This is a genomic window from Neobacillus camarae (assembly GCF_054950115.1).
Genome location: NZ_JBUCKX010000002.1, coordinates 1,499,775 through 1,515,102, shown reverse-complemented (window position 1 = coordinate 1,515,102; position 15,328 = coordinate 1,499,775). Strand labels below are relative to the sequence as shown.

General features: G+C 43.7%; 16 protein-coding genes and 1 other annotated feature. Of the genes, 6 read left to right on the top strand and 10 right to left on the bottom strand.

Annotation, left to right across the window (positions count from 1 at the left end; all coding sequences use genetic code 11):
* Positions 1-90 precede the first annotated feature (90 nt).
* Together ACY8D0_RS14950 and ACY8D0_RS14945 are read right to left on the bottom strand one after the other, a co-directional pair.
* Positions 91-810: a pseudouridine synthase gene (locus tag ACY8D0_RS14950; protein WP_462411266.1), complete on the bottom strand. Its 720-nt coding sequence runs from the start codon at positions 808-810 to the stop codon at positions 91-93.
* Positions 797-2,431, bottom strand: a complete 1,635-nt coding sequence (locus tag ACY8D0_RS14945; protein WP_462411265.1) for a putative polysaccharide biosynthesis protein — start codon at positions 2,429-2,431, stop codon at positions 797-799. Before ACY8D0_RS14945 ends, ACY8D0_RS14950 begins: the two co-directional genes overlap by 14 nt.
* A 216-nt stretch (positions 2,432-2,647) precedes the next feature.
* Between ACY8D0_RS14945 and ACY8D0_RS14940 the strand changes: the two genes are divergently transcribed.
* On the top strand, positions 2,648-3,916 hold the full coding sequence (locus tag ACY8D0_RS14940) for a BaiN/RdsA family NAD(P)/FAD-dependent oxidoreductase (protein WP_462411264.1): 1,269 nt from the start codon (positions 2,648-2,650) through the stop codon (positions 3,914-3,916).
* Positions 3,917-3,923: 7 nt separating this feature from the next.
* Here ACY8D0_RS14940 and ACY8D0_RS14935 read toward each other — a convergent pair whose 3' ends face one another.
* Positions 3,924-4,109 carry a sporulation protein Cse60 gene (locus ACY8D0_RS14935; protein ID WP_042459830.1) on the bottom strand — a complete coding sequence of 62 codons (186 nt, stop codon included), beginning with the start codon at positions 4,107-4,109 and terminating at the stop codon, positions 3,924-3,926.
* A 148-nt stretch (positions 4,110-4,257) separates the two neighbouring features.
* Here ACY8D0_RS14935 and ACY8D0_RS14930 point away from each other — a divergent pair, with 148 nt between their 5' ends.
* From ACY8D0_RS14930 to ACY8D0_RS14920, 3 genes are read left to right on the top strand one after another with little or no spacing between them, the layout of a single operon-like run.
* Complete coding sequence (locus tag ACY8D0_RS14930; protein WP_462411263.1) at positions 4,258-4,644, top strand: hypothetical protein; 387 nt, start codon at positions 4,258-4,260, stop codon at positions 4,642-4,644.
* A complete protein-coding gene (locus tag ACY8D0_RS14925) occupies positions 4,644-5,537 on the top strand; it encodes an FAD:protein FMN transferase (RefSeq protein WP_462411262.1) in 894 nt (297 codons plus the stop codon). Before ACY8D0_RS14930 ends, ACY8D0_RS14925 begins: the two co-directional genes overlap by 1 nt.
* Positions 5,524-6,051 carry a ferric reductase-like transmembrane domain-containing protein gene (locus ACY8D0_RS14920; RefSeq protein WP_462411261.1) on the top strand — a complete coding sequence of 176 codons (528 nt, stop codon included), beginning with the start codon at positions 5,524-5,526 and terminating at the stop codon, positions 6,049-6,051. The genes ACY8D0_RS14925 and ACY8D0_RS14920 overlap by 14 nt, the downstream gene beginning before the upstream one ends.
* A gap of 245 nt (positions 6,052-6,296) precedes the next feature.
* Here ACY8D0_RS14920 and ACY8D0_RS14915 read toward each other — a convergent pair whose 3' ends face one another.
* From ACY8D0_RS14915 to ACY8D0_RS14895, 5 genes are all read right to left on the bottom strand, one after another.
* Positions 6,297-6,602 (bottom strand): rhodanese-like domain-containing protein, encoded by a 306-nt coding sequence (locus tag ACY8D0_RS14915; protein ID WP_462411260.1) that lies wholly within the window; start codon positions 6,600-6,602, stop codon positions 6,297-6,299.
* Positions 6,603-6,660: 58 nt separating this feature from the next.
* The gene (gene leuS, locus ACY8D0_RS14910; RefSeq protein ID WP_462411259.1) at positions 6,661-9,078 is read right to left on the bottom strand and encodes a leucine--tRNA ligase; all 2,418 of its coding nucleotides are present in this window, start codon (positions 9,076-9,078) and stop codon (positions 6,661-6,663) included.
* A 42-nt stretch (positions 9,079-9,120) separates the two neighbouring features.
* Positions 9,121-9,341: a binding site (T-box leader), on the bottom strand.
* 165 nt (positions 9,342-9,506) lie between these two features.
* Positions 9,507-10,697 (bottom strand): MDR family MFS transporter, encoded by a 1,191-nt coding sequence (locus ACY8D0_RS14905; RefSeq protein ID WP_462411258.1) that lies wholly within the window; start codon positions 10,695-10,697, stop codon positions 9,507-9,509.
* A 176-nt stretch (positions 10,698-10,873) separates the two neighbouring features.
* Positions 10,874-11,053, bottom strand: coding sequence for a glycogen biosynthesis protein GlgD (locus ACY8D0_RS14900; RefSeq protein ID WP_462411257.1), 180 nt, complete (start codon positions 11,051-11,053; stop codon positions 10,874-10,876).
* The gene (locus ACY8D0_RS14895) at positions 11,050-11,331 is read right to left on the bottom strand and encodes a YtzC family protein (RefSeq protein WP_462411256.1); all 282 of its coding nucleotides are present in this window, start codon (positions 11,329-11,331) and stop codon (positions 11,050-11,052) included. Before ACY8D0_RS14895 ends, ACY8D0_RS14900 begins: the two co-directional genes overlap by 4 nt.
* Positions 11,332-11,533: 202 nt before the next feature.
* On the opposite strand from ACY8D0_RS14895, the gene mnmL reads away from it, so the two are divergent.
* Positions 11,534-12,496 (top strand): tRNA modification radical SAM protein MnmL/YtqA, encoded by a 963-nt coding sequence (mnmL, locus tag ACY8D0_RS14890; protein ID WP_462411255.1) that lies wholly within the window; start codon positions 11,534-11,536, stop codon positions 12,494-12,496.
* Positions 12,493-13,065 (top strand): tRNA 5-(aminomethyl)-2-thiouridylate-methyltransferase MnmM, encoded by a 573-nt coding sequence (mnmM, locus tag ACY8D0_RS14885; protein WP_462411254.1) that lies wholly within the window; start codon positions 12,493-12,495, stop codon positions 13,063-13,065. Before mnmL ends, mnmM begins: the two co-directional genes overlap by 4 nt.
* Positions 13,066-13,092: 27 nt before the next feature.
* On the opposite strand, the gene ACY8D0_RS14880 is transcribed toward mnmM, so the two are convergent.
* Both ACY8D0_RS14880 and ACY8D0_RS14875 read right to left on the bottom strand, forming a co-directional pair.
* The gene (locus tag ACY8D0_RS14880) at positions 13,093-14,151 is read right to left on the bottom strand and encodes a tetraprenyl-beta-curcumene synthase family protein (RefSeq protein ID WP_462411253.1); all 1,059 of its coding nucleotides are present in this window, start codon (positions 14,149-14,151) and stop codon (positions 13,093-13,095) included.
* 17 nt (positions 14,152-14,168) lie between these two features.
* On the bottom strand, positions 14,169-14,972 hold the full coding sequence (locus ACY8D0_RS14875; RefSeq protein WP_462411252.1) for an alpha/beta hydrolase: 804 nt from the start codon (positions 14,970-14,972) through the stop codon (positions 14,169-14,171).
* Positions 14,973-15,328 lie beyond the last annotated feature (356 nt).

Genomic DNA, 15,328 nt, shown 5'->3' with positions numbered 1-15,328 from the left:
GATAAAGAGAGATTTTAAATAGCACAACTATTTATTACATGGTAAAAGGCAGAGCTGTTCGCTCTGCCTGCGCTTTATCCATACAAGTTGTTATTTCACCTGATAATCTTTTAATAACTGAACTTCCTCGTCTGTCAACTCTCGATACTCGCCAGGTACAAGGGTTTCATCGAGCTTAAGCGGCCCCATTGAGATTCGCTTTAGGTAAACGACTCTTTTGCCAACGGACTCGAACATTCTTTTTACCTGATGAAATTTCCCTTCCGTAATCGTCAATTCGATATCGGAGCGGATGCCGGATTTTAATATCACCAGCTCACCCGGTTTTGTTTCATACCCATCATCCAATATGACCCCTTTGGCGAAGGCATTCACATCCGCCTCAGTCACCTCACCATCAATCACGGCAAAATAGGTCTTGGGAACATGTTTTTTAGGAGACAACAGCCGATGGGACAGCTGACCATCATTGGTAATTAACAAAAATCCTACCGTATCCTTGTCAAGCCGTCCAACAGGAAACGGCTCATATACTTGGTCCTCCAGCTCCAATAAATCAATTACCGTTTCTCCGGAGGTATCTTCTGTAGCTGATAACACACCGGGAGGTTTGTTCATCATTAAATAAATGAATTCCTTATATTCAATCGTTTCTCCATATAAGGTGACGGTTTGGGCGTCAGGGTCCACATGCTGTTTCGCATCCTTGATGATTTCACCGTCCACTTGAACACCACCGTTTTTAAGCAGCTGCTTGACTTCCTTGCGGCTGCCGTAGCCAAGATTCGCCAGTAATTTATCCAGTCTCACTTGTCCCCCTCCTTCTCGACAGCTTTAGTTTATCCATAATCCGATCCACCCTATCACCGAATAACCGCCGGGCCAATCCGGATTTTAGGCCAAGGAAAAAATAAATCCCGGCCCCGACTAGGGCACTTACCAAAATAATAATCACAGACTGCACCTTTGATGCAGGAGACAGGAATAATAACAAGATCTTATAGGCAATTTCGGTTCCCACCCACATTAAACCTGCAAAAATAGCAATTAATAAACTCCGGCGCCAAACAAACCGGAACGGATAACGGGCATACATTTTTATAATAAAAATATTCAGCGCAATGGCAGCTCCATAACCAAGAGACGTGGCCAAAACCGCCCCTTTTATTTCCATCGCCTTAATCAACGGAACATTCAATGTTAGCTTGATTAGCAATCCGATCAACAAGCTCAGGACGGTAAAGCGCTGTTCATTGATTCCTTGGAGGATTGCCGCCGTAACCGAGTATAAGGAAAACAAAATGGCAACCGGCGCATAGGCGGACAGGACACTTGCCCCCAACAGATCATGCTGATAAAAAGCTGTGTATACTGGTTCCGCTAATAATGATAACCCTATAGAAGCCGGAAGCGTCAAGAATAACAGCACTTGAAACGTTTGATTCAGCTGATGATTCAGGCTGTTTTTTTCTCCTTCAATAAACGCCTTGGTAATACTCGGAACCAGTGTTAACGAGAAGGCAGTAGCAAGGGATACAGGAATAATGACAATTTTATGAGATTCAAAATTCAAGATAGAAAAATAATTATCGGCAACTTTGACTTTCCCGATTTCGGCCATTGCCTTACTGAAGGTAAATTGGTCAATCGCCTGAAATAATGGGTTGGCAATTCCCACCAACACAAAAGGAAAGGCGTAGACAAATATTTCTTTATATATTTCTTTCAGAGACACATCCATTGTCCCTTTATCATGAACCAACAGTTCGTCCAAATACGGCTTTCTTTTATACCAATACCAAAATAAAACAAGCAGTCCGCCTATTGCTCCAGTAAATGCGGCAAATGTGGCCACACTGACAGCCGTAACAATCTTCCCGCTAAAAAAATGAAGGACGACATAGGCTCCAAGCAGAGTAAAGGTAATCCTTACAATTTGTTCCACTACTTGTGAAACGGCTGAAGGCCCCATCGACTGGTGCCCTTGGAAAAATCCTCGTATTAAGCTCATAAAAGGCACAACAATCAACGCAAAACTAACTGCACGCATGACGGTTGTAACATCGTCCAGGTTGGCTTTTTCACCCTTAGTGCTCATCTCAGCCAATGTCGGTGCTGCAAGATACATGATTAAGAATGCCATAAATCCTGTTAATAACATAATTAAAATCCCGGATTTAAATAGCTTTCGGCCAACAGCATACTCTTCAAGCGCATTATATTTTGAGATGAATTTTGAAACGGCCAGCGGCACACCGGCCGTGGCAACACTTATAAAAATGGTATATGGAACGTAAGAGAATTGGTAAAGGGTTGTCCCTTCCCTGCCGACGATTTGGAAAAAGGGTATAACATAAACCAATCCAAGAACTTTTGATAGGATTGTCCCTACTGTTAAAATAAATGTTCCTCTTAATAACTTAGATTGCATAGAATCCCTTCCTGACCGCAATACGGTTACTTATAGTAGTCCTTATTGAAGCAAAATAAAATTCGACTTTTTTTGCGGACTATTAGTAGTTTACAACTTCTTTCCGGTGGATGCTACTAACAGCAATGTTATTTTTCTCAAAATGAACCCAAATTCGTTTTAATTTCACATTATATGTTTATAATGAAATGAATCTGTCTAAAAGTTGGTGAAACTATGAATTTTGATGTCATTGTCATTGGAGGAGGTCCATCCGGGTTAATGGCGGCCATCGCTGCCGGGGAAAAAGGTGCAAAAGTCCTGTTAATTGATAAGGGCGACAAGCTTGGCCGGAAACTTGCCATTTCTGGCGGCGGGCGCTGCAACGTGACCAATCGTCTGCCCTTGGAAGAGATTATTAAGCATATCCCTGGCAACGGCAAGTTTTTATACAGTGCCTTTTCTATTTTTAATAATGAAGACATTATCCGCTTTTTTGAAAACTTGGGAATTGCATTGAAAGAAGAAGACCATGGCCGGATGTTCCCGGTCTCCGATAAAGCCCAAACCGTCGTGAACTCCCTGCTGCATCAATTGGAAAAATATCATATTACTGTTTTCAAAAACAGCCCGGTGGCGGAAGTTCTATATGATTCCGGGCATGTTTCGGGGGTCTTGTTAAAAGACGGGCAATCCTTCACTGCTAAATCCGTCGTGATTGCAGTGGGCGGAAAGTCGGTTCCCCATACCGGTTCCACTGGGGATGGCTATGCCTGGGCAGAAAAAGCCGGCCATACCATAACCGAATTGTATCCAACTGAGGTACCGGTCACTTCCAGTGAAGCCTTTATTAAAGATAAGACCTTGCAAGGTTTATCCTTAAGGGATATTGGATTGAGCGTGCTTAATCCAAAAGGAAAGCCATTGATTACCCATCGCATGGACATGCTTTTCACCCATTTTGGCATCAGCGGACCGGCTGTGTTAAGGTGCAGCCAGTTTGTGGTCAAGGCAATGAAAAAATGGAAATTAACTGAAGTCACCATGAGCCTCGACGCTCTTCCGGACCGAACCGAAGAACAACTTTTTCAAAGCATTGTCAAGATGGTAAAGTCGGAGCCAAAGAAAAGCATGAAAAACACATTAAAGGGATTGCTTCCTGAACGCTATTTACTGTTTCTGCTTGAACATAATGAGATCGAATCCGGTTCTCAAGGCGGCACCGTATCGAATGAAAAACTGCGCGGTTTTGCGAAAAACTGCAAGCAGTTTACGTTTAAAGTAAATGGCACGCTTCCACTTGAAAAAGCGTTTGTGACAGGAGGCGGCGTTTCCGTAAAGGAAATTGACCCGAAAACCATGGGGTCGAAATTCATGAACGGCTTGTTTTTCTGCGGGGAAATCCTTGATATTCACGGCTATACCGGCGGCTATAACATCACTTCCGCATTTGTGACAGGTAGATTGGCCGGCACGAACGCTGCTTTAAAAAATAGCGGGGCCTGATTAATCATCAGGCCCGGTAAATAACCATTGCGGAAAAACAATAGATTTGTTCCTCCTCTTCCTCCTCCGGAAATGCCGCAACATTATATTTAATATCCAAAAGACTCTTTTCATCGATTCCTCTTAAAAACCGATTCATTTCTTTCTCTAAATCCTTTTCATGTTCCCGATCAAATAGTTTTACCTGTATCACTAGAATCTCCTCACTTTTTACTACTATTATTGACAATATTTTGAATTTAAAAAATTATTTTTCTTAAAAAAGTTAAGGTTTTTTTAAGTTACAACTTGTAAAGTACCTAGTAGTAAAACAATTTCATATTTTGAAAGGAGTTATCCCAGTGGATAAGAAGAAAAAAATCTCCTGGGGAGTCAGCTTTGGCAGTTTAGCTTTGGTTGCCGGTTTGACTTCCTATTTCGGATTTTCAAATGGAAATCAGCAATCTACTAATCAAACGGCTACCCAGAATCAGGGCATTAATAGTGATACAAATCAGCAGCAGCAAGATCAATTCGGCGTCCAACTTCCGGAGCAGGGAAACAGTGATGCCAATAATGGAAATAATTCCTCACCATTTGGCAGCAGCGATTCCGAAGATTCAAGCCAATATTATGGAAGTGGTGACCAGGGGTTTGGAAGAGGGCATCATCAAGGCCAATTTTCCGACGGCGGCGGACAGAACTTTAACAATCAAAGTGGATTTGATACCACTACAGGAGGCACCTGATGTTTCAATATCGTTTTAACTCCATGAGCACAATCGTTCAAATTTCCATTGATAAAGAAATGTTCGCCAATGATTTAATGCCCGTCTATAAACAGTTTGAACGAATTGAGGATACCTGCAGTCGTTTCAAATCGGACAGTGAACTTTCCCATCTTAACCGGCATGTTGGAAAGGAAATTCCTGTGTCTGACGACCTGTTCCAGATCTTAGAGCAAGCAGAGCAACTTTATATAGAAACAGGCGGTATTTTTAATCCTGGCATTCTTTCCGCTCTTGAAGACGCTGGCTATTCTGCATCCATTGAAACGATCCGTGGCCAAAACTTAGAGTTTCCATGGGGAAACAGGGCAGTTGCTGTTCTGGCCTTTCCATATAGATTAAATAAAACGGACCAGACGGTTATGCTTCATCAGAAAATTGACCTTGGCGGGATTGCGAAAGGCTGGGTGATTGACCGCACCGCTGAACTTTTGGAAAAAGTGGGCTATGGTTTCATTAATGTCGGCGGGGATATCCGTATCTTCGGAGATTTGCCAAGGCCTTTGAACATTGGGATTGAAGAGCCGAATGCCCCTGCCAAGATGATTTCATCCATTCAAGTAAAAGATGGGGCGGTTGCGACCTCCACTTCAGGAAAAAGAAAATGGCTTAAAAACGGTGTGCAGCAGCACCATTTGATTGACCCGCGGACAGGGAAACCGTCCAAGAGTTCCATTGTTTCCGCCACCGTCACCGCTCCTACAGCATTAGAGGCAGATGTTTGGGCCAAAACCGTTTTATTGATGGACGAAAAAGACGGGCAAGATTGGATTTCAAAAAAAGGCGCAAACGCTGTTTTGATAAAGAATGATGGTGAAGTATGGAAAGGGGGCAGCCCCGATGGAGTTGTTTGAGTGGTATATGATCCGGTCAACCGGTTTAGTGGCGTATTTTTTGCTTTACCTGTCCGCGATGACCGGGATTTACACGCAGATCAAAAAAAGCCGCAAACAAAATGTATCGTCAACGAATATTTTCCACGAGTCCCTGTCGGATTGGGCGCTGTATCTGACAGTCGGGCATGTTGGATTCTTGCTGATTGACAAGTATATGGGATTTAAATGGACAGATGTTCTGATTCCATTTGCAACCGACTATCAAACAATCGCCAATGCTTTAGGAATTATTGGTCTCTATTTTTTAATTCTGGCAATTGTGACTTCCAAAGCAAGAAAAAAAATCGGTTATCAAAGATGGCAGAAACTCCATGCCCTAAATCCAATCCTATATATACTAGTTACACTCCACACTTTGTTTATTGGGACTGACATTCAGGGATATGTCCTGGCAGCCGTCAATATTATTCCGGTTATGATCATGGGTGGCTTTCTTTTTAAAGACCCTCCAAGCACGAAAGTATCCCATTAAAATATTAACAACCAAGGACACCATTAAATAGCTGCCATGGAAGTTAAGACAGCGTCTTAACGACAGAAGGAATCAGTAAAAAGCGGATTCTATAGTTAAGAACGCCCCTTAACGACCGAAGCCCCCGGTAAAAAGCAGTCACGGTAGTTAAGAGCGCTTCCTAACGACTGAAGACCTCGGTAAAAACCGGACGCGGTAGTTAAGAAAGTGTCAAAAAAAAAAAACCGATTCCGTATTGGAATCGGTTATTTGACGTTACCAGTCCAGTTCATCATGCCACCAATCATGTTACGGACTTTGTAGCCCTGTTCCTGAAGATAGTAGCAGACGTTTTCGCTGCGTCGGCTCGAGCGGCAAATGAAAATATACTCTTTGTCCTTGTCGAAATAATCGAGATTGGCAGGAATATCTCCCATTCGAATATGCTTAGCCCCTGGAATCATTCCTCCCGCTACTTCTTCATCTTCTCTTACATCCACAAGTTCAAGCTTTTCCCCTGACTCAAGCTTTTTACTTAGTTCTTCCGGTGTGATGATTTTAATTTCTTCCATAGAATCCATCCCCTTTTAAAAGAGGCCGGCCTTATGTTTTAGCCGGCACTCATCCCATTTAGTTTGCTACTATATTAACCAACTTACCCGGAACCGTGATGACCTTGCGAATGGTTTTTCCTTCAATTTGCTCTTTGATGCGGTCATCTTCCATGGCAATTCCTTCTAATGCCTCTTTGCTGGCATCTGTTGGAACCTTCACTTTTGTTTTGACTTTACCGTTTACCTGGATGACGATTTCCACTTCATTTTCCACCAGTTTTGCTTCATCATAAGCCGGCCATGCTTGATAAGAAATGGTGCCTTCATGGCCAAGCTTTTCCCAAATCTCCTCGGCAATGTGTGGAGCAACCGGTGACAGCAATTTGACGAAACCTTCGATAAAATGCTTTGGCAGCAAAGTTGCTCTATAGGCTTCGTTAATGAATACCATCAATTGGGAAATCGCAGTGTTGAAACGAAGTCCCTCATAGTCCTCGGTAACCTTTTTCACTGTTTGATGATAAACTTTTTCAAGGCTGGACACCTCTTCTGTGTCTTGGATTTTGGGATTCTGCTCGCCATTTTCCTCGACAATTAACCGCCAAATCCGGTCCAAGAACCGTCGGGAACCATCCAAGCCGTTTGTCGACCACGCGATCGATGCGTCAAGCGGTCCCATGAACATTTCGTACATGCGGAGTGTATCGGCGCCATGCGTATGGACGATTTCATCTGGGTTGACGACATTGCCTTTTGATTTACTCATTTTTTCATTGTTTTCGCCTAAAATCATTCCTTGGTTGAACAGCTTTTGGAAAGGTTCCTTCGTTGGGACAACCCCGATATCATAAAGGAATTTATGCCAGAAGCGTGCATACAGCAGGTGGAGCACCGCATGCTCTGCACCGCCAATATAAATATCGACTGGCAGCCAATGCTTTAGCTTTTCTTGTGAAGCAAGCTCTTCCGAATTCTCCGGGTCAATATAACGCAGGTAATACCAGCAGCTGCCGGCCCATTGCGGCATCGTGTTGGTTTCACGTCGGCCTTTTTTACCTGTTGCCGGATCTACAACATTTACCCATTCCTCAATATTGGCGAGTGGTGATTCACCAGTACCCGAAGGTTTGATATCGGTTGTTTTCGGCAGAGTCAATGGCAGCTGATCTTCAGGGACAGCTGTCATAGTGCCGTCTTCCCAGTGGATAATTGGAATTGGCTCGCCCCAATAACGCTGGCGGCTGAACAGCCAATCACGCAGGCGGTAGGTCACTTTCTTTGTCCCGATTTCTTTTTCTTCCAGCCAGGAAATCATTTTTTTAATGGCATCTACTTTATTTAAACCATTTAAGAACTCCGAATTAATGTGTTCACCATCACCCGTATAGGCTTCTGCTTCCACATCGCCGCCGGCAACAACCGCCTTAATCGGCAGTCCAAAAACCTTGGCGAATTCGTAGTCACGCTCATCATGGGCAGGAACCGCCATAATCGCTCCTGTGCCATAGCTTGCTAATACGTAATCCGCAATCCATATTGGCATTTTTTCGCCATTTGCGGGATTAACCGCATAGGCGCCAGTAAAGACACCTGTTTTTTCTTTGGCAAGGTCTGTCCGCTCAAGATCACTCTTCGTCTTAACCTTATCTAGATAATCATCAACCGCTGTACGTTGCTCTGAAGTAGTAATCTTGTCTACAAGAGCATGCTCTGGTGCTAAAACTGCATACGTTGCACCGAAAAGCGTATCAGGGCGGGTAGTAAATACAGTAAAGGTTTCTTCATGGCCATCAATTTTGAAATTGACCTCTGCTCCTTCAGAGCGGCCAATCCAGTTTCGCTGCATTTCCTTCAGGCTTTCCGGCCAATCCAGTTCCTCCAAGTCCTCAAGGAGACGGTCGGCGTATGCTGTAATTTTCAGCATCCACTGCCTCATCGGCCGGCGTTCAACAGGGTGGCCGCCGCGCTCACTTTTTCCATCAATGACTTCTTCATTGGCAAGCACGGTTCCAAGTGCAGGACACCAGTTGACAGGTACTTCATCAATATAAGCAAGGCCTTTTTCCCAAAGCTTTAAGAAAATCCACTGGGTCCACTTATAATATTCTGGATCCGTTGTATTCACTTCGCGGTCCCAATCATAGGAAAAGCCCAATGATTTAATTTGTCTGCGGAAGGTGTTGATGTTTTTCTCGGTAAATTCTGCCGGGTCGTTGCCTGTATCTAAGGCATATTGTTCGGCAGGCAATCCAAAGGCATCCCAGCCCATCGGATGAAGAACATTATACCCTTGCATCCGCTTCATGCGGGAGAGGATATCGGTTGCGGTGTATCCCTCAGGATGGCCGACGTGAAGGCCAACACCTGACGGATATGGAAACATATCCAAGGCGTAAAATTTACGCTTATCGTACTCTTCGTTTGTTTTAAAAGTCTTTTCTTGCTCCCACTTTTGCTGCCACTTTTTTTCGATTTGCTGATGATCGAAACTCATTTCTTGTTCCTCCTAGTGAAAAATAAAAAACCCCTCATCCCAGACAGGGACGAGAGGATATATGTATCTCCCGCGGTACCACCCACATTAGTGCAACTAACACTCGCTTCATTCATCCTTAACGCGGAAAACGGCAAATCTTACTTAAGTTCACATTTGCAACTCATAGGCGAGTTCATGATGTCCCCGGTTGACTTGCACCAGCCGCCAACTCTCTAATAATGCGGGTCTTAACCACTACTACTCCTATTCACGGTTTTTGCAATATAAGTATTTCGTAATACGGTTATTGTAATCAATTTTTTTATAGTATGCAAGTAGCTTGGACTAATTTCAGCCTTGACAAAATTTTTTACAATTAAACGTAAAAATAGGGACCTATGGATAGATCCCCCCTCAAACTGAACATAACCTCACGGAAAAGATGATTAGAATTGCCCGTGGAAGGTACTCGATACCACAGCCTTTAATTTCCGATCATAAATAAGTGTGGCCGCAATGGCAATGACAAACAAGGCAATCAAAATGATGAATAACACGGTCATGCTGTAAAGGTCGACGATTACCCCGCCTAGCAGCGGACCAATCATTCTCCCGCCGGTTGCGGTACTATTAATAATACCTTGGTAGAACCCTTCCCGCCCTTTTGGTGCCAATCCAAAAGCAATGGTCGGCACCGCTGGCCAAACAAACATTTCACCTATGGTCAAGAAAATCATAGCTACAAGGAATCCTGTAAACGTGCCTGCATGGTTTAAAAATAAAAATGAGACCATAAAAATCCCGATACCGATGATAATTTGCTGTTTTAATGACTTAATAAACTTTTTTAGCAAGACATTTAAAAGCGGCTGCCCCAAAACAATAAGAACCCCATTTATCGTCCACAATAAACTGTATTGGGTAAGCTTTATGTTAATTTCCTGTGTATAGGAGGCAATAGTGGTGCTCCATTGGCTGTAGGGAATCCAGCAAAGTAGATAGCTGAAGCTAAGGATGATCAATGCATGTAAGTTGGCACTGCTTTTTACCGATAAAGCCGATTGATCTGTACCCTTGGACTGGGCAGGATCCATTGTAATTCCCCTGTACCCGAAAATGGCAATAACCAAAAATATTAGGTACATAACCGTATTGGCAAGGAAAATAAGCTGAAACGAGTAGTCTGCGACAACACCTGCAGATGCTGTACCGATTGCGACACCAAGATTAGAGGCGACATATAACGCATTAAAGGTTTTTCGTCCGCCTTCTTTCCAAACAGAACCTGCCATCGCATACATGGCTGGAAAAATAATCCCGGTTCCAAATCCGGCAATGATGAGAAAAATAACATATTCTGGCCAGCCATGCCAAAAGGTTAAACCAACAAGGGAAAACAAAGAGATGAAAATGCCCAAAAGAATTGATTTGTACCCGCCGATTTTATCAAATAAAGAGCCACCCGTGAGGTTTCCAATTACATTCGCTCCTGAGTTAAGCATCAATACAACCCCGGCAACGGACAGAGACTTGCCTAAATGATTGTGAATATAAATGGTATTTAAAGGCCATAAAAAAGAAGAGCCTATCATATTCACTGCCATCCCGATAATTAACAGCCATAAGGCACGCGGCATGAAAAAAACGCTCCTTTATCAGAAAAATATTCAATTCCTTGGTCATTTTAGACCTTTTTCTGGTTCGTTGCAATTCTTTTCGGTTACCTAAAGATATGTTGGAATTATTGGTATTATTAGAAAACGGAAACAAAAAATCCCCAGGCATGATTGTACTGCCAGGGGATTTTTTTGTTTTATGAGGACTGATTTTGTTCCTGATGGAATTTGGATTTTACCGGCTGGCCGCCTGACTCTTCGTATTTCTTTTTCGCCATTTTCACCACATCATAATCTTTCCCCAATTCAACGTCTTGGTTATTCATCCCATTGCGGGTTTTCTGCTCAGGGTTTTGCTGTTTAGATCGCTTTTTCAAAACTGCTCTCCCCCTCTTGTATCTTGTAAGATCAAATTATTTTGCAGTTGCTGGACCTGCAATCTCATGCGGTGAAGCTGATCCCGCTGCTCGGCACTGGCACTATGCGCTATTTTAGCGATGTCCTGATAGGTAGCTTCTAGTTGCTGCAGTGCTTGAGTATAGTCATCATTATTATATTGCTGCTGGAGACTGCTTTGCTTGTATTGCTCCTCTGCATAACGGATTGAATTTTCAACCTCTTGTCTTAAAGCATCCATTGATTCACGAGTAGCCATGTACGTACCCTCCCGAAAAAAAGCGCCATTATTGAAGCATAAGGACTGCTTCAATTCTTATTGTGTTCCCCACTTACTTTCCTATGACAGTAAAGCAATGATAAATGCTGGCAATTTTGCAAATAACAATCGTTGGATAAGGCTTCTGTCCCATGCTAAAATAAAAAGATGCTTAAACTCTATACCAAGGAGATTGTTATACATGCTTCAGATCAAACCATTTCCTTATGCCGCCGATGATAAACGTTACCATACATGGAATTATCATCTTCGACAGCAATTTGGGCATAAGGTGTTTAAGGTGGCATTGGACGGCGGCTTCGATTGCCCGAACCGTGACGGCACAGTGGCCTTTGGTGGCTGCACTTTTTGCAGTGCTTCGGGTTCCGGGGATTTTGCTGGCAATCGCGCTGACGACCTGGTCACCCAGTTTAACGATATTAAAAATAAGATGCACACCAAATGGAAGGACGGCAAATACATGGCCTATTTTCAGGCCTATACTAATACCCATGCCCCTGTAGAGGTGCTGCGTGAAAAGTATGAGACGGTCATTAACATGGATGGGGTTGTCGGCTTATCCATTGCAACTCGCCCGGACTGCCTGCCTGATGAGGTGGTTGAGTACTTGGCGCAACTCAATAAACGAACCTACCTTTGGGTTGAATTGGGCCTGCAGACCGTTCATGAACGGACCGCCCAGTTAATCAATCGTGCCCACGACTTTCAATGTTATGTCGACGGTGCCAACAAACTAAGAAAGCATAACATTCGGGTTTGCTCCCATATTATCAATGGTTTGCCGCTTGAAGACCATGACATGATGATGGAAACGGCACGTCAAGTAGCCAAGCTAGATGTTCAGGGAATTAAAATTCATTTGCTGCACCTGTTAAAGGGCACTCCGATGGTGAAACAATATGAAAAAGGAATGCTGGAATTCCTGACAATGGACGACTATGTCAACTTGGTTTGCGACCAACTGGAAATCCTGCCTCCGGAAATGGTTGTCCACCGGATTACCGGTGACGGACCAATTGATTTAATGGTTGGTCCAATGTGGAGTGTCAACAAATGGGAAGTATTGAACAGTATTGATGCGGAATTAAAACGCAGAAACAGCTGGCAGGGGAAATATTTTCAAACGGGGAGATTGGGCCAATGAAACTGGACCGTATACTCTCGTTTGCCAAATCTCTATTAACCAAATCGGTGACCACCGGGGATATTGCGGTGGATGCGACTTTAGGGAATGGGCATGATACCGTGTTTTTGGCTGAACTCGTCGGGGACACCGGCAAAGTTTTTGGGTTCGATATTCAAGAATCAGCTATTCATGCAACAAAGGACAGGTTAACACAGCATGGCCTGCTTGCCCGGACACAGCTTTTTAATCAAGGCCATGAACATCTACTGGAGATAATTCCTGACGAGCTTCATGGCAGCGTAACCGGTGCCATTTTTAATCTCGGCTACCTGCCCGGCAGTGACAAGACGATTGTGACGAAAGCCGAAACGACCATTGCGGCCATCGGCCAGTTGCTGCCTATCATGGCACCCGAAGGAATCATTGTTCTGGTCATTTATCACGGCCACCCTGGAGGAGCGGAGGAACGAGATGCGCTGTTAAGCTATTGCCGCCAATTAGATCAAATAACAGCCCATGTCCTGGAGTACCGATTTATTAATCAGCAAAATAATCCACCATTTATTGTCGCAATTGAAAAAAAATGAGGATGGCTCGTCCATCCTCATTTTTCATTAGTTTTGAAGTATTTTTTGGACGGTCCTATACGCACGTCCATTGAAATAAAAGAAATAACTGATCCATCCCCCGGTCTTAATAATCCCCTTGGCCAACTTTCGGACCTCTTTTTGTTTCCGGACCTTTACGTCGGATAAATAAATTCCCAGCAATCCGCGGTTAATCATTCGGTGGAACTCTCTATGAGGTAACCGCTCCGTATGCTTATCTGCCTCGAACACAAAATGTCTTAGCCGTTCGAACAAGGTTTCTTGGTCTTTATAATAGAAGCAAAAGTTTAAATCTCCTTCTGCCCGGTCTTCTTCTTGATCAATAAAATAATCAAGCAAAATATGCAGACCTTGGATATAGGGAAAATAACCGTTCCTTATATTTTTCGCATCCTCAGCGGAAAAATCGTCCCTCATGGCATAAGAGACAAGACAAAATATTCCCAAAGTGGAGCCGGAACACGCTGAAAATTCATACCATTCCATATCAGGAAGATTGGCTTTGTGCCGGTTGAACCATGTTTCCAATCGCGGTACCCGTTCAACCTTGGCCACATGTTTATGGACCTGCAGTTCACAGTAATAGTGGCAAAGTTCAAGCAGATAATCCTTAATCGGTTCATAATGGGCAAGTTTCCGTAGTACAGACCTGCAAGTTTCGGATAAATCGTAAAGATAACCATCGTCGTCCTGGTCATCACGATATTGGTAATAATTCTTGCGTTCCGCGTTTAAGACTAGCGCATCCGACATCGACTCATGAAGCGAGGAAAAATCCCTCGGATCCAGCGAAGTGCTGCGGTCACAAAGATTATCAAGATAGTCACTAATGGTTTGATAGGCAACAATAAATTTTATTGCCTGTATATAGTGCGCCTCGGCGGCCAGTGCCAATATGGCTCCTCCTTCACAATGAAACGTTTTGTGCTCGATACTGGCCAGAGCCTGCCTGCGCAGCTCCAAATTCGGAATCCTTTCAGCGCGTTCTCTCCAATAAGCCAATTCTTGATGGACAGCCGGGAGTATTTTGCGGTATACCCTGGACATGAGGGTAACTGGCTTCATGGAAAACAACAACCTTTCTACACAATGTATCCAATGGCTTTTATTTGGCTATAAACAAAATCTTTGGCATATTCAAAAACCTCTTCACGCTCTGGTTCATTAAAGATTTCATGATAGCATTTTGGCCACTCTTTGAACCGTTGTTCCGTTAAAGGAACTTTATTAAACCACTCTTTCACGGTCCGTTTGTTTACTATTTTATCTTCCCCTGCCTGCATGATTAGCATGGGCACATCCTGGGTTCTTTCAATACGGAAAAACGCCTGTTTCATAGCCTCCGCAAGCTCTCGATACCATCTGACGGAAACTTTGGTCACATAAAGCGTGTCATTGGCATCAGCCTCCCGGACATCCTCGTTCCTGGTAGCCATTTCGATAGTCAACTTGGGGTCAATCCGAAAGGACGGAAAAATAACATTTAATCCACGGGAAATAAAATCCAGAAATCTCGACGGAGGTTTCACAAGTCCCAGGCAGGGCGAGGACAAAATAACACCGGCAAGGTTAAGCCGTTTTTCCTGAAGAAGACGAATGGATATGAGCCCGCCCATGCTGTGGCCCAATAAAAATACAGGTAACCCATATTGATATGCTGCCTCAATCCAATCATTTACAGCGATTATGTATTCATCAAAGGAATCAATATGTCCACGGCCGGCCCTTGTGGTCATTCCTTGGCCAGGAAGGTCATCCATAATGACATGAAAGCCTGATGATCGCCACATTTCAATCAGCCAGCCGTACCGGCGGTGATGTTCCATTGCCCCGTGAACGATGACGATAACGGCCTTCGCTTCACCTTCTGCTTCCCACTTCCACATTGTGTTTCCCCCTAGAAAAGTAGTAATCATGTATGAATCTTTTTAGTATTTTACCATATTGCGCGGACCCCTGGGTTAATCGTTATTTCCAGTATATCCATGTCTGGATAAAATTTTTGCCAATAAGCAAATAATTCCGATACAATTAAATCATCTATTAAGAAAAGCGCAGGCGCCCTGGTCAGCTTACGACAGGCCTCCTCCAAAAAGCTAACGCTTTTTGTTCGTGCGATGCCTATGCAGCCGAAGCCTTCCTTGTGGAACCTCTCCAACTGAGATAAGTAAAAACTCGCCGAGTGGCAAGCCGCTAGGCGCAGAAAGAGGCGTAGTTGAACTTATGCGTTCGGAATTTAAGG

Coding starts and splice junctions, on each gene's coding strand:
- ACY8D0_RS14945 (WP_462411265.1), bottom strand. CDS start 2,431: ATGCAATCTAAGTTATTAAGAGGAACATTTATTTTAACAGTAGGGACA.
- ACY8D0_RS14940 (WP_462411264.1), top strand. CDS start 2,648: ATGAATTTTGATGTCATTGTCATTGGAGGAGGTCCATCCGGGTTAATG.
- ACY8D0_RS14925 (WP_462411262.1), top strand. CDS start 4,644: ATGTTTCAATATCGTTTTAACTCCATGAGCACAATCGTTCAAATTTCC.
- ACY8D0_RS14920 (WP_462411261.1), top strand. CDS start 5,524: ATGGAGTTGTTTGAGTGGTATATGATCCGGTCAACCGGTTTAGTGGCG.
- ACY8D0_RS14915 (WP_462411260.1), bottom strand. CDS start 6,602: ATGGAAGAAATTAAAATCATCACACCGGAAGAACTAAGTAAAAAGCTT.
- leuS (WP_462411259.1), bottom strand. CDS start 9,078: ATGAGTTTCGATCATCAGCAAATCGAAAAAAAGTGGCAGCAAAAGTGG.
- ACY8D0_RS14905 (WP_462411258.1), bottom strand. CDS start 10,697: ATGCCGCGTGCCTTATGGCTGTTAATTATCGGGATGGCAGTGAATATG.
- ACY8D0_RS14895 (WP_462411256.1), bottom strand. CDS start 11,331: ATGGCTACTCGTGAATCAATGGATGCTTTAAGACAAGAGGTTGAAAAT.
- mnmL (WP_462411255.1), top strand. CDS start 11,534: ATGCTTCAGATCAAACCATTTCCTTATGCCGCCGATGATAAACGTTAC.
- mnmM (WP_462411254.1), top strand. CDS start 12,493: ATGAAACTGGACCGTATACTCTCGTTTGCCAAATCTCTATTAACCAAA.
- ACY8D0_RS14880 (WP_462411253.1), bottom strand. CDS start 14,151: ATGAAGCCAGTTACCCTCATGTCCAGGGTATACCGCAAAATACTCCCG.
- ACY8D0_RS14875 (WP_462411252.1), bottom strand. CDS start 14,972: ATGTGGAAGTGGGAAGCAGAAGGTGAAGCGAAGGCCGTTATCGTCATC.